At 73.4% G+C, this 12,148-nt stretch carries 14 protein-coding genes; 6 read left to right on the forward strand and 8 right to left on the reverse strand.

The features are described 5' to 3' along the window. Positions 1–155 precede the first annotated feature (155 nt). Positions 156–359, reverse strand: coding sequence for a hypothetical protein (locus DEJ23_RS15440; RefSeq protein ID WP_146240259.1), 204 nt, complete (start codon positions 357–359; stop codon positions 156–158). A gap of 35 nt (positions 360–394) precedes the next feature. Beyond that, a complete protein-coding gene (locus tag DEJ23_RS10235) occupies positions 395–1,540 on the reverse strand; it encodes a LacI family DNA-binding transcriptional regulator (RefSeq protein WP_111240174.1) in 1,146 nt (381 codons plus the stop codon). Positions 1,541–1,746: 206 nt separating this feature from the next. Between DEJ23_RS10235 and DEJ23_RS10240 the strand changes: the two genes are divergently transcribed. The 4 genes from DEJ23_RS10240 to DEJ23_RS10255 all read left to right on the forward strand — a co-directional run bounded on the left by DEJ23_RS10240 (position 1,747) and on the right by DEJ23_RS10255 (position 5,887). After that, entirely contained in the window at positions 1,747–3,153 is a 1,407-nt protein-coding gene (locus DEJ23_RS10240) for an MFS transporter (protein WP_258375433.1), read from the forward strand. Between the two features lie 9 nt (positions 3,154–3,162). Then, entirely contained in the window at positions 3,163–3,858 is a 696-nt protein-coding gene (gene nucS, locus DEJ23_RS10245; protein ID WP_111240175.1) for an endonuclease NucS, read from the forward strand. Positions 3,859–3,951: 93 nt separating this feature from the next. Further along, the gene (locus DEJ23_RS10250; protein WP_111240176.1) at positions 3,952–4,614 is read left to right on the forward strand and encodes an HAD hydrolase-like protein; all 663 of its coding nucleotides are present in this window, start codon (positions 3,952–3,954) and stop codon (positions 4,612–4,614) included. Between the two features lie 13 nt (positions 4,615–4,627). After that, complete coding sequence (locus DEJ23_RS10255; RefSeq protein ID WP_258375435.1) at positions 4,628–5,887, forward strand: CynX/NimT family MFS transporter; 1,260 nt, start codon at positions 4,628–4,630, stop codon at positions 5,885–5,887. Positions 5,888–6,017: 130 nt separating this feature from the next. Here the strand turns inward: DEJ23_RS10255 and DEJ23_RS10260 are convergent, their stop codons facing one another. Both DEJ23_RS10260 and DEJ23_RS15710 read right to left on the reverse strand, forming a co-directional pair. Then, complete coding sequence (locus tag DEJ23_RS10260; RefSeq protein WP_111240177.1) at positions 6,018–6,614, reverse strand: TetR/AcrR family transcriptional regulator; 597 nt, start codon at positions 6,612–6,614, stop codon at positions 6,018–6,020. A 66-nt stretch (positions 6,615–6,680) separates the two neighbouring features. Next, on the reverse strand, positions 6,681–6,839 hold the full coding sequence (locus DEJ23_RS15710) for a hypothetical protein (protein ID WP_181429213.1): 159 nt from the start codon (positions 6,837–6,839) through the stop codon (positions 6,681–6,683). Between the two features lie 301 nt (positions 6,840–7,140). Here DEJ23_RS15710 and DEJ23_RS10265 point away from each other — a divergent pair, with 301 nt between their 5' ends. Both DEJ23_RS10265 and DEJ23_RS10275 read left to right on the forward strand, forming a co-directional pair. Then, complete coding sequence (locus tag DEJ23_RS10265; protein WP_181429214.1) at positions 7,141–8,094, forward strand: AraC family transcriptional regulator; 954 nt, start codon at positions 7,141–7,143, stop codon at positions 8,092–8,094. Positions 8,095–8,134: 40 nt separating this feature from the next. After that, the gene (locus DEJ23_RS10275) at positions 8,135–9,169 is read left to right on the forward strand and encodes a helix-turn-helix transcriptional regulator (RefSeq protein WP_111240179.1); all 1,035 of its coding nucleotides are present in this window, start codon (positions 8,135–8,137) and stop codon (positions 9,167–9,169) included. Positions 9,170–9,773: 604 nt separating this feature from the next. Here DEJ23_RS10275 and DEJ23_RS10280 read toward each other — a convergent pair. From DEJ23_RS10280 to DEJ23_RS10295, 4 genes are all read right to left on the reverse strand, one after another. After that, a complete protein-coding gene (locus DEJ23_RS10280) occupies positions 9,774–10,493 on the reverse strand; it encodes an NmrA family NAD(P)-binding protein (RefSeq protein ID WP_375342272.1) in 720 nt (239 codons plus the stop codon). Positions 10,494–10,524: 31 nt separating this feature from the next. Beyond that, positions 10,525–11,166 carry a nucleoside/nucleotide kinase family protein gene (locus tag DEJ23_RS10285; RefSeq protein WP_111240289.1) on the reverse strand — a complete coding sequence of 214 codons (642 nt, stop codon included), beginning with the start codon at positions 11,164–11,166 and terminating at the stop codon, positions 10,525–10,527. Positions 11,167–11,194: 28 nt separating this feature from the next. Beyond that, positions 11,195–11,545: a hypothetical protein gene (locus DEJ23_RS10290; RefSeq protein ID WP_111240180.1), complete on the reverse strand. Its 351-nt coding sequence runs from the start codon at positions 11,543–11,545 to the stop codon at positions 11,195–11,197. A 69-nt stretch (positions 11,546–11,614) separates the two neighbouring features. Further along, positions 11,615–12,055, reverse strand: coding sequence for an NUDIX hydrolase (locus DEJ23_RS10295; protein WP_111240181.1), 441 nt, complete (start codon positions 12,053–12,055; stop codon positions 11,615–11,617). Positions 12,056–12,148 lie beyond the last annotated feature (93 nt).

Raw genomic sequence — 12,148 nt, forward strand, 5'->3', positions numbered from 1 at the left:
GGCGTGCACCCCACCACGGCGATGTCAGCGAAGGTCTCCGTGCGGATGCAACAGGCCATCCACCTCGCCGCCGAGGGCGCCAAGCCCTAGGACAGTGAGCGGGCTTCGGTCGAGGCCCTCAGGGCGACTACCGGCGGGACGGTCCATCGGCGATGTCACCGTCCTCGGGAGCACCTGCCGACGACGAGCGACACCACGCAGAAGACGAACCCGCTCCCGAACAGGCAGAGCATCACCACCGGCACCACGAAGATCGGTGACGCGTAGCCGGGGAAGTTGTCGAGGGACAACGAGATCACGAGCACCGAGGCCGGCATGAGGCACAGCACCACTGCGAGTCCGGCCAGCAGGGCACACACCAGACGGTGCCGAGCTGCCCACGCTCGGTACGACCTCACGCCCGTCGCACCGGCCCCGTCGTGTCCCCGATCCGCAGCTCCGACCGGAACGCCGCAGGCTCCGGCTGCCCACCCTCCAGCATCGCGAGGGCCGCACGCGCGGCGGCCCTGCCCTTCTGCTCGAACGGCTGCGCCAGTGTCGTGAGCTGCCGGATCGGCGATCGGTGCAGCAGGCTGTCGTCCACGGTGATGCCGTCGAACCCGACCACGCTGACGTCCTCGGGCACCCGGAGTCCCGCATCGAGCGCGGCCGAGATCACCCCCACCGCGAGCAGGTCGCTCTGCGCCACGACGGCGGTCGGGACCGGTCCCCCACCGGTGAACAGTGTCTGTGCGGCGATCCGACCCTCCTCCACCGAGCTGCCGGCGGCCTCGATCGCCACCGCGTCCGGGTACACCCCACGGACGCCGCGGAGCCGCTCGAGCGTGGTGTGCGCGACGCCCTCGGCCTCGCGGGAGGCGTCGATCGGTCCCCGACGTCGATCGGCGTCCAGCGGGAGCGTCACGACCGTCACCGCCGTGTGCCCGAGCTCGCGCAGGTAGGCGGCGGCTCGGCGCGAGGCCTCGCGGTTGTCGAGCTGGACGGGGACGGCACCCTCGATGTCGTCGGCCTCGATCGCGACGACGGGGATCTGCCGCCGCCGGAGCACGGCGACCGCCGGGTCGATCCGGACGTTGCAGCCGACCAGGACGACGGCGTCCATCGGGGCGTCGACGATCGGCCCGGCACCCTGCTCGTCGTCGAGGGGGCTGCGCACGAGCAGCAGGGACGCACTGGCCTCGCCGGCGACCTCGGCGATGCCGTCGAGCGTCAGGACGTTCGCGGGGTCGCGGAACGCGTCGCTCAGACGCTCGTCCATGACCACGCCGATGACGCCGGAGCGACCGCGGCGCAGGGAGCGCGCCCGCGGGTCCGGTCCGCCGTACCCGAGCTCGGCGGCTGCCGCCAGCACGCGGGCCTTGGCGTCCTCGGACACCGGGCCGGCACCGCTGAACGCGAGCGAGGCGGTGGACGGGGCGACACCGGCGGCGCGGGCGACGGCGGCGAGCGTCGGGCGGGGGCCGCGGCGCGCCGGACCGTCGGCGTGGTCGCGGGTGTCCTCTGCCCCGGACGCGCCGGATCCTGTTGCCGGTTGGTCCATCGCCCGTTAGCGTAGTCACACGAACTGGTCGAATCGATTCGACCGGGCGACGAAACGCAACGCAGCAGCCCGAGCCAGCAGCGCCGCACAGCGCAGCAGCCCGAGACAGCAGCAGCCCAGCAGCACCGCACGGCGCAGCAACCCGAGACGGCAGCACCGCGGCACCGCACCATCACCACCACCAGCACGAGACCGGAAGCCCCGCCATGACGACGACGTCCGCCCGCACCGCCCCGACGACCCGCGTCTGGATCATCGCGGTCTTCGTGGCCTTCACGCTGTCGGGCCTGGCGATCGCCACGTGGCTCGGCAGGATCCCGAGCGTCCGCGACTCCCTGGGCGCCACGACCTTCGAGATGGGTCTGCTCGTGCTCGGCATGGCGGTGGGGTCGATCGGTGGCCTGACGTTCGCCGGGCACATCGTCGCGAAGGTCGGCGCGAGGCGGGGCGTGCAGGTGGCCTCCGTGTGCCTGGCGGTCGGCCTGGTGTTCGCCGGGTTCGCCGTCACGTACGGCTGGGGCTTCGCCGCGATCTGGATCGGGCTCATCGCGTTCGGCTTCGGCAACGGCCTGGTCGACGTGTCCATGAACGTCTCCGGCGCAGCCGCCGAGAAGGCCGTCGGCCGCACGATCATGCCCCTCTTCCACGCCGCGTTCAGCGTCGGCACCCTCGCGGGCGCCGGCCTCGGCGCGCTCACCGAGGCCCTCGAGGTCCCGGTCGTCCTGCACTTCGCGGTCCTCGGCGTCGTGACCTGCCTCGTGATGCTGGCCGCCGCATCGCGCTTCGGCGACGAGCACCGGTACGAGGAGCACACCGCCACCGAGACCAGCCCGACCCCCGTGCAGCTCACCCGCTGGCAGGTCTGGGCGCAGCCGTCGACGCTCCTCATCGGCGTCATCGTGCTCGGCATGGCGTTGGCCGAGGGGTCCGCGAACGACTGGCTGCCCCTCGCGATGATCGACGGGCACGGCCTCGACAACGCCGCCGGCTCCGCGGTGCTCACGGTGTTCCTCGCGGCGATGACCGCGGGTCGGATCGCCGGCAGCCCGCTCATCGACCGGTTCGGCCGCGTGCCCGTGCTCCGCGTGAGCGCCGCGGTCGCCGTGGTCGGCCTCGGGCTGCTCATCTTCGTCGACGTCATCCCGATCGCCATCGTGGGCGTGGTCCTCTGGGGCCTCGGCGCGAGCCTCGGGTTCCCGATGGGCATGTCCGCTGCGGCCGACGACCCCCGCTCGGCCGCGCTCAAGGTCAGCGCCGTCGCGACGATCGGGTACGTGGCGTTCCTGGCCGGCCCGCCGCTGATCGGCTTCCTCGGCGAGCACATCGGCCTGCTCGGCGCCCTGCTCGTGGTCTTCGTCTTCATCATCGCCGCGGGTCTGGCGTCGGGCGCGGCCCGCGAGACCGGTGCGGCGGCTGAGACGCTGCGGAAGCGGCGTGCCGGCGGCGACCGCACGTCGGGGGCGACGGTCGACGGCGGGACCGAGCCGCGCCTCCAGGCCGGGACGCCCCGAACGACCGGACCGACCGGAACGACCGAGACGGCCCGCACCGCCGACGGGACCGACACCATGGCGGACCCGGCCGACACGACGGGCGTGCACACCGACCGTTAGGATCGCCGGGTGCGTCTCGTCATCGCCCGCTGCTCCGTCGACTACGCCGGACGCCTGTCGGCCCACCTGCCGCTCGCGACCCGCCTGCTCATGCTCAAGGCGGACGGCTCGCTGCTCGTCCACTCGGACGGCGGCAGCTACAAGCCGCTGAACTGGATGAGCCCGCCGTGCTCGATCGAGATGGCGGAGCCGTCCGAGGAGCAGGCCGAGGCCGGCATCACCCAGGTCTGGACGGTGACGCAGAAGAAGACGCAGGACAAGCTCATCGTCAGCCTGTACGAGGTGGTCGCCGACGAGAGCCACGACCTCGGCGTCGACCCCGGCCTCGTCAAGGACGGGGTCGAGGCACACCTGCAGCAACTCCTCGCGGAGCAGATCGAGCTCCTCGGCGACGGACACACCCTGGTGCGCCGCGAGTACATGACCGCCATCGGGCCGGTCGACATCCTGGCGCGCGACGACGCCGGGGCGAGCGTCGCGGTGGAGATGAAGCGCAACGCGAACATCGACGCCGTCGAGCAGCTCACCCGGTACCTCGAGCTCATGAACCGCGACCCCCTGCTCCGCCCGGTGCAGGGCGTGCTGGCCGCGCAGACGGTGGCGCCGCAGGCGCGCACCCTCGCCGAAGACCGCGGCATCCGCGTCCTCGTGCTCGACTACGACGCGATGCGCGGCATCGAGGGCGGGCACACCCGCCTGTTCTGACCGCGTACGGACGGGAGGCGCGACCCACCCCCGACCGCGTCCACCGGCCCGGCCCGTGGTCGCGACCACCGCCGCGACTAGGCTGGCCGGGACATGACGCGCCCCTACACCGCCATCCTCTTCGACCTCGACGGCACCATCAGCGACTCCGCTCCGGGGATCCTCGAGAGCATGACGCACACGTTCCGCACGGTCGGCGTACCCGTCCCCGACCACGCGACGCTCATGTCGTTCGTCGGACCGCCGATCATGGACACCTTCCGCACCGCGATGGGCATGGACGACGCGCAGGCGGAGCACACCCTCGCCGTCTACCGCGAGCACTACCTGTCGCACGGGGCGCTCGACTCCGCGATGTTCCCGGGCGTCGACGTCGTGCTCCGCACCCTGCACGAGGCCGGGCTGCCGATCTCGACCGCGACGAGCAAGCCCGAGACGCCGGCGACGGTCATCCTCGACCACTACGGCCTGACCGGGTACATCGACTTCATCACGGGCGCGAGCGACGACGAGGTCCGGAGCGCCAAGGCCGACGTCGTCGCCGAGGCGCTGCGGCGCCTCGAGGCCGCCGGGCACGACGTCAGCCGCCCGGTGCTCGTCGGCGACCGGCTGCACGACGTCGAGGGTGCCCGTGTGCACGGGGTCCCGGTCGTCTTCGCCGAGTGGGGGTACGGCACCCCGAGCGAGGCCGAGGGCACGGTCGCGCAGGCCGCGACCCCGCTCGACCTGCTGCCGATCCTGCTGCCGAGCTCGTGATCGGCGGAGCGTCGTGAGCGGCAGCACGGCGGTGCGCTCCGGACTCCGCGGCGCCGGCTGGCTGCTGCCGGCCGCGATCGTCCTCATCGCCCTCAACTTCCGCGGGCCGATCGTCGCCCCGGCGCCGGTGATCGGGGAGGTCCGGGTCGACCTCGGCCTGACCGCGACGCTCGCCGGGCTCCTGACGACCATCCCGGTCCTCTGCTTCTCGCTCGCGACACCCTTCGCCAGCTGGGTGATCGCGAAGGCCGACCCAGAGCGCGCGGTGTCCCTGTCGCTCGTCATCGTGCTCGTGGGCACGGTGCTGCGGTCGGTGCCCTCGTCGGCGGCGCTGCTGGTCGGCACCGCGGTGATCGGCATCGGCATCACGATCGGCAACGTCGTGATCCCGGTCGTCATCCGGCGGGACACCTCCCCGGAGCGCGTCGGCCTGGTCACCGGCGTCTACACGTCCGCGCTCAACGTCGGGTCGATGATCACCTCGCTCGGCACGGCGCCGATCGCCGCCGTGTGGGGCTGGCCCGTCGCCATCGCGGTGTGGGCCGGGTTCGCCGTCGTCGCGGGGCTCGCGTGGACCTACACGGTGGGTGCCCGAGCGGCCTGGCTCCGCCGCGCACGCAGCGAGCCCGTCGCCGCGACCGGCCCCGTCGAGCTGCTCACCGAGACGGGCTCGATCCGCACGGTGCGCTCCGACACCGGCGCCGCTCCGGTGCGTCCGGCGCGACGGCTCATCACCTGGGGGCTGACGCTGGCGTTCGGCGGGCAGGCGTTCTCGTACTACGCCCTCACCGCGTGGATCCCGACGCTGCTGCACGACGAGATCGGCTTCTCGGCGGAGTCCTCCGGCGCGAGCTCGTCGGTGTTCCAGATCCTGGCGGTCGTCGGGGCGCTCGGCGTACCGGTGCTCGCGACCCGCTGGCGACCGCGGGCGATCATCGCCCTCGTGGCGTTCCTGTGGCTCGCGATGCCGCTGGGGCTGCTGGTCGCACCGCAGCTCTGGCTGCTCTGGTCGGTGCTCGGCGGGGCGGCGCAGGGCGGCGGAATCACGGTGATCTTCATCGTGATCGTGCGGATCGTGACGAACGACGACGACGCCAGGCGGATGTCGGCGTTCGTGCAGGGCGGCGGGTACCTCATCGGGTCCGCGGGGCCGCTCGTCGCCGGCTCGCTGCACGGCGCGACCGGGGACTGGACGGCACCGTTGCTCGTCGTCCTCGTCGCGGTGCTGACCCTCGGGGTCGTGGGCACGCTCGCGGCACGGCGCGTGACCTGACCGTCCCGGACGGCGCGTGGCCTGACGGGCCGGGCCTGACGGGCCGGGACTGACGGGCCGGGCCTGACGGGCCGGGGCGGCGCGTGGCGCGCGGACCCGGCACCGCGGCGAGGGGCTCAGGGCGCCGGACTCAGAACGCCGGACGGGCCTGGTGGACGGACATCAGCAGCGCCGCCGTGAGACGAGCCGAGCGTGCCGCCTGCGACGACCGACGGACGGCCGCGTCGACGCGGGCGCCCTGGACCAGCAGGGTGAGCCCCTGCGCGATGTGGGCGGGCATCCCGCCGCGTTCGCAGACGAGCGTCAGGTGGCGCTCGACGTCCAGGAAGTGCTCGCGTGCCAGGGCCGCGAGGCCCGGGTCCTGACGGCCGAGCTCGGCGTGGGCCCCGATGAACGCGCAACCGCGCCAGTCCTCGTCCTCGAAGCGCTCCTCCAGGTAGCCGAAGACCCCGAGCACCTCGTCACGCGGATCGTCGGCCGTGGATGCGAGCCGCTCCACCGCGCGACGCCACCCGGCGTGCCACCGCTGCAGCACGGCCACGACGAGCGCCCGCTTCGTCGGGTACGCCCGTTCGACCTGGGCCAGTGTCATCCCGGCCCGGTCCGCGACCTGCCGCAGGCCGACCGGGCCGAAGCCGTGCTCGGCGAAGAGCGTGTCGGCAGCGGCGGCGGCAGTGGACTGCGCGGCCGTCTCGCGGCGGGCGGGGGTCAGGGTGAGGAGCGTCATCGTGGATCGTGACGGCACCGCTGCCGTCGTCCGGACCGTCGTCCGGACACGGGGGCGGCTGCCGGGTCAGACGGCGACGAAGAAGTCCGCGTAGGACGGCTCGGCGGTGCGTCGGCCCAGGCGCTCGGTCACGATCCGGTCGATCTCCGACGGAGCGTGCATGCCGCGGCGGTGCCACTCGGTCGGGTCCTGGCGGAGCTGGTCGAGGACGTGGTGGTCACGCACGGGTGTGGTCCTGTTCTGTGAGGAGGGCGGTGGCGTCGACGGCCGGGGGCACGACGTCGTCGTGTGCGGGGCGCCGGGCGGCGCGGGCTGTGCGACGACGGTACGAGCACGACGTCCGCCGGCGCGAGCCGCGGACCGGTGGACGTCGATTCCCGGACGTCCGTCCCCCGGATCACGTCGTCGAACGGCCATCACTGGCCCGAGGACGCCGCCCGCGGACCGTGGGATGGGTCAGGATCTGACGTGTTCCGGACATCGCCGTGGTCCGGGGCGCTCCCTCCTGCACACTGCTCTCGATCCCATGACCGACCAGCACCCGAACCGTGTCCAGGAAGAGACGCAGAGCACCGACCTCGGGGTCGCTCGCGACTTCCTCGCTTCGGCGTACGCCGGACAGCAGTGGAGTGCCGACCAGACCCGGCAGCCCTTCTCGTTCCGGTACACCGCCGTGGGCGACCGGGCCATGACGCTCCGGACGATCCGGTTCGACGGACGCCTCGACGGGGTGATGACGCCGTCGGAGGACTTCGTCGTGCAGTGGACGACGAAGGGTCGCGCGACCATCGGCACCGGTGACGACCAGATCCGGATGGAGCCCGGCCGTCCGCAGCTCTGGCCGCAGCAGGGCGCCTCGTTCTCCTACGAGGACTACGACCAGCGGATCGTGCAGGTGAACCGCTCCGCACTCGAGACGGTCGCGGCCGAACGGGGCACCGCTCCCGGCGACCTGCAGCTCGACCACACGGTGCGACCCGACGACCGAGCGATGCAGGTGTGGCGCAGCAGCGTGCAGCTGATCTCGCAGACGGTGGTGGACCGGCGCGCCTCGCCGCTGCTGCAGGCCGAGATGGGTCGGCTCGGCGCGCTCGCCCTGCTCGAGCTCTACCCGGTGGTGTCGGCGTCCCTGCCGGACGAGTTGCTGCTGCCCCGGAACAGCCACATCCGCACCGCGGTCGAGTACGTGCACGAGCACGCGCACCTGCCGATCACGACGAACGACATCGCCGGGGTCGCGAACCTCAGCCTCCGTGCGCTGCAGCACGCGTTCCAGCGGGTCTTCGCGATGAGCCCGAACGCCTACATCCGGCGGGTGCGGCTCGACCGGGTGCGGGAGGCCCTGCTCGCGGGCGACCCCGCCTCGACGAACATCCGGGACGTCGCGCGGCACTGGGGCTTCGCGCACGCCGGACGGTTCTCCGCCGCCTACGCTGAGCAGCACGGCGAGTACCCCCGCGACACCCTCCGCCGCTCCTGACCGTCCCACCCGACGCCGCACCCCTGGACGAACGACCCGCATGACCGACCACGACGCCGCCACCCCCGCGCAGGCCGCCACCGGCGCTGACGCCACCACCGGCGCAGACGCCAGCGCGGAGCGCACCGACGCGACCACGGTCACCCGCACCCGCCTGGTCACGAGGACCCGGGACACGGCGACCGCGAAGAACGCGATCCTCCACACCTTCCTGGTCCGCGGACTCGAGGTCACGGGCAGCAACGACTTCGTGTTCGAGGAGACGCTGACGGGGACGTCGCTGCTCACCCTCGAATCGACCAGCTGCTCCGGCACGGTCCGGGGCGAGGTGGACGCGTCGTCCGCGATCGTCATCGTCTGGCTCAAGTCCGGCCACGCCGTCGTCGGCGGGCAGCAGCTGCCCGTCGGCCGGCCGGTCCTGTACTCGCCTGGACGGCAGCAGGTGCAGTGGGACCGGTTCCAGAAGGACGTCATGCGCATCGACCGCGAGATCGTCGAGCAGGTCGCCGCAGCACGCGGCGGCTGGGAGCCCGGACCGCTCGCGTTCGAGCCGAACCACATCCCCGAGGGTGCGCCCCTGGCCGCGTGGTGGCTGATGGTCCGGAGCGTCGCCGCCGAGATCCTGGGCACCACGGGCGAGGTCTCCCGCGAACGGGAACAGGAGCTCGCCGCGATCGCCGCCGCCGGTCTGCTGACCGCCATCCCGCACTGGCCCGTCGAGCAGCCCGCCGAACGGACGCAGCACGCCGGGCTCGCCGACGCCGAGATGTTCATCCTCGATCACGTGGCCGAACGGATCACGGTCGACGACGTCGCCGCGGCCGCGCGCATGAGCACCAGAGGGCTGCAGAGCGCGTTCCAGCGCATCCACGGGACCACGCCCATGAGCTACCTGCGCAGCATCCGGCTCCTCATGGCACGCCAGCAGCTCGAGACCGGTGAGCCCGCCCAGGTGGCCGACGTCGCACGTGCGGTCGGGATCACCCACCTCGGCCGGTTCTCCGGCGCGTACCGCGAGGAGTTCGGCGAGCTCCCGGGCGAGACGCTCCGGGCGGCCCGCCGGCAGGACGGCTGACCAGTGGCGCTGCGAGATCCGCTCGCCCCGCGGCGCGGGTGTGCTCCCCACGGGTGTCTCCGGGGGGATGCGAGGGCGGCCGCCGTCGGTTCGGGTCCGGGACGGGCGCCCTCGCGCTACGGCGCCGTCGGGTTCGACGCTGCGTGTCAGACGAGACCAGCCCGGGAACAGGGATCCGGGCTCCCGCGGTCAGGGTCCCGCGGGGTAGCGCGATCGAATCTACGCGCTGGTCCGCGTGCGCACTCAGGATGAGCGCCGATCGGATGACCGCACGAGGGGTCGGCGGAGCAGCGTGGTGTGCGTGGTGTGCTGTGCCTGGCTGTGACCCGAACACAGCCAGACACCTCGACCACCGCCTCGTGACGGAGGCTGCGGCGACCCCGGCGCGAGCGCCGGACACCACACCAGTCGACCACCTGCGGATCCGCGGCACGAGTCCCACAACGCGGGGGGAACGATCGTTCTCCCCGCGGGTGCCCGGTGGAGCGGGTCACCCCGCCTGCAGCACCTCACGCAGCGACAGCGGTCGACGACCCGTCACCCGTTCGACGTCGGTGGAGACGTGCGACAGTGCACCCTCCGCGATCGCGGTGTACGTGCTCACTCACGCGTCCGCCTGCCACGGCTCGGGGTTCCACCGCGCCCGCGAGGCGTAGGCCTCCTCCACCGTCTCGGGCTGGTACGTCACGGCGCGGCCGCGGACCTCGGAGATGGTGGCCGCCGCCTGGGCGAGGCTGATCGCCTCCGGTCTGGTCAGCTCGTACGTGCGGTCCAGGTGCTCGGACGGGTGCAGCAGCACCTCGGTCGCGACCCGCGCCACGTCGGCCCGGGCCACCGCCGCCATCGTGCCGGCGCCCGCCGGCCCCCGGATCACGCCGTCCTCGCCCACCAGGTCCTCGACGAAGTCCAGGTAGAACGAGTCCCGCAGGAACGTGTGCGCCATCGGCGTCCCCTCGATCGCCCGTTCGGTCGCCCAGTGGTCGCGTCCGAGCGTGAAGGTCGCGTCCGGCGCGGCCCCGGCGAACGACGTGTAGACGACGTGCCCGACGCCAGCGCCCGCAGCGGCGCCCACGAACGCGCGGTGCTGGTCGAGGCGGTCCTGCGCCTCGGCGCCGGAGACCATGAGGAGCAGGTCGATGCCGTCGAGCGCTGCGCGCGCCGCGTCGACGTCGGCGTACGAGGCGACCGCGACCTCCGCACCGGGGAGCTCCGGTGCGCGGGCGGCGTCACGGACGACCATGCGGAACGGCGTGCCCGCCGCGGCGAGCGCGCGGGCGACGGCGCCGCCGATGTTGCCGGTGGCCCCGGTGATCGCGATGGTCATGGTCGCTCCTGTCGTGGAGGTCGTGCTGTGGTCAGGTCCGCACCGTCCGGGAGGCACGGCTCACCGTGGCGGCGACCCGTGCGGCGTTCACGCCGTCGACCTCGAGCGCCCAGGCGCGGGCCGCCTCGTGGTCGCGTCCGTGCCGCATGTGCCGGCCGACGAGACGATCGACGCGGACGCCGTCGTCGACGACGCACGCCCACGTCTCGGTGAACAGGTCGGCCAGTGCCGACCAGGGTGCGTCGGTGTCGAGCAGGTAGTTGCCCTCGGAGACGACGAGCCGGGCCGACCGCGGGACAGCGATGCTCCCGGCCACGGGTTCGTCGACGCGACGGTCGAAGTCGGGTGCCCAGACGACGTCCTCGTCGTCGGCGGCCAGGCGGCGGACGAGGGCGACGTAGCCCGAGGCGTCGAAGGTGTCGATCGCACCCTTGCGGTCGTGACGGCCGAGGGCGTCGAGCGCGGCGTTCGCCAGGTGGAAGCCGTCCATCGGGACCTGCACGGCGGTCCCCGGCCCGTGGGCGGTCTCGACGGCCGCGACGACCCGGCGGGCGAGGGTCGACTTGCCCGCTCCCGGAGCACCGGCGATGCCGAGGACCGCGCGTCCGGGATCCGCGGCGAGCGCGACGGCCCGCGCGACGGCGGCGTCGACGGACAGCTCGGTCGGGGTCACCACACCATCCTCGCAGGCTGGTGGTCCGTCACCGCGAGGCGCCCCGGACCCGGTCCCACCGCTCGCGGACGGCACCGGACGGCACGAGTGCGTCGAGTTCGGCGGTGAGCGTGGCCAGGGCCGCCAGGTGGTCGGGCAGCAGCAGGTCCCACGGCGGTGGTGCGACGCGTTCGAGTGACCGGAGGGTGGCGGTGTCGGGTGCGGTGCCCCACTGTCCGGCGAGGGCGTGCACGAGGACGTCCTGTTCGAGCCGCAGGACGCGCAGCCGGTCGAGCAGGGCCAGCGCGCGGTCGGGTTCCTGGGCGGCGGTGACGAGGTCGCCGAGGAGCGCCCGCTCGTCCCAGAGCCGGGCGGACAGGTCGGTGGCCTCGCCGCTCATCCCAGCTCCCTCCGGTTCCGCACAGGGCCGACGGTACCCGCGGTGCCCTCGGACCAGGGCTGCTGCGGGTCAGGGCTGCAGCGCACCGGCCCACCCGAGGGCGATCGGCACGAGCAGCCCGTGCCGGCGTCGGGGCAGCTCGGCGACCGGGACCCACGCGGCCTCGTCCGTCGACCCGTCGGTCTCGTTGCGGAGCGCACCGCCCGTGACGGTCGCACGGAACACGACCTGCACGGCCTTCATCGGGCGGCCGTTGTCGTGCATGCGGCGCTCCTTCGGCACGATGTGGTGCCGCACCCCGAGGAGTGCGCCGCACGTCGCCTCGTAGCCGGTCTCCTCGAGGACCTCGCGGACGACGGCCTGCTCGACGGTCTCGTCGAACTCGACCCCACCACCGGGCAGCGTCCACGTGCCGGCCTCGGGGACGCGCAGCCGGGCGAGGAGCACGCGGTCGCCGTCGGTGACCACGCCGTAGGCGGCGAGCCGGGTGTCGTAGTCCGTGTACTCCATCCGCCGACCATGCCAGGAACCACGGACGCGGACACCCAGACGCGCCGCCCCGGCCCGGCCGCTGCTGCCCCCCGCGGTCCCCCGCGCCCTCGT

This window comes from Curtobacterium sp. MCSS17_008 (genome assembly GCF_003234185.1).
GTDB lineage: Bacteria > Actinomycetota > Actinomycetes > Actinomycetales > Microbacteriaceae > Curtobacterium.

What these genes read in the sequence shown, in the direction of transcription:
- DEJ23_RS10240 (WP_258375433.1), top strand. Translation starts at nt 1,747, where the DNA reads ATGACGACGACGTCCGCCCGCACCGCCCCGACGACCCGCGTCTGGATC.
- DEJ23_RS10280 (WP_375342272.1), bottom strand. Translation starts at nt 10,493, where the DNA reads ATGACCATCGCGATCACCGGGGCCACCGGCAACATCGGCGGCGCCGTC.
- DEJ23_RS10235 (WP_111240174.1), bottom strand. Translation starts at nt 1,540, where the DNA reads ATGGACCAACCGGCAACAGGATCCGGCGCGTCCGGGGCAGAGGACACC.
- DEJ23_RS10295 (WP_111240181.1), bottom strand. Translation starts at nt 12,055, where the DNA reads ATGGAGTACACGGACTACGACACCCGGCTCGCCGCCTACGGCGTGGTC.
- DEJ23_RS10250 (WP_111240176.1), top strand. Translation starts at nt 3,952, where the DNA reads ATGACGCGCCCCTACACCGCCATCCTCTTCGACCTCGACGGCACCATC.
- DEJ23_RS10275 (WP_111240179.1), top strand. Translation starts at nt 8,135, where the DNA reads ATGACCGACCACGACGCCGCCACCCCCGCGCAGGCCGCCACCGGCGCT.
- DEJ23_RS10260 (WP_111240177.1), bottom strand. Translation starts at nt 6,614, where the DNA reads ATGACGCTCCTCACCCTGACCCCCGCCCGCCGCGAGACGGCCGCGCAG.
- DEJ23_RS10290 (WP_111240180.1), bottom strand. Translation starts at nt 11,545, where the DNA reads ATGAGCGGCGAGGCCACCGACCTGTCCGCCCGGCTCTGGGACGAGCGG.
- DEJ23_RS10265 (WP_181429214.1), top strand. Translation starts at nt 7,141, where the DNA reads ATGACCGACCAGCACCCGAACCGTGTCCAGGAAGAGACGCAGAGCACC.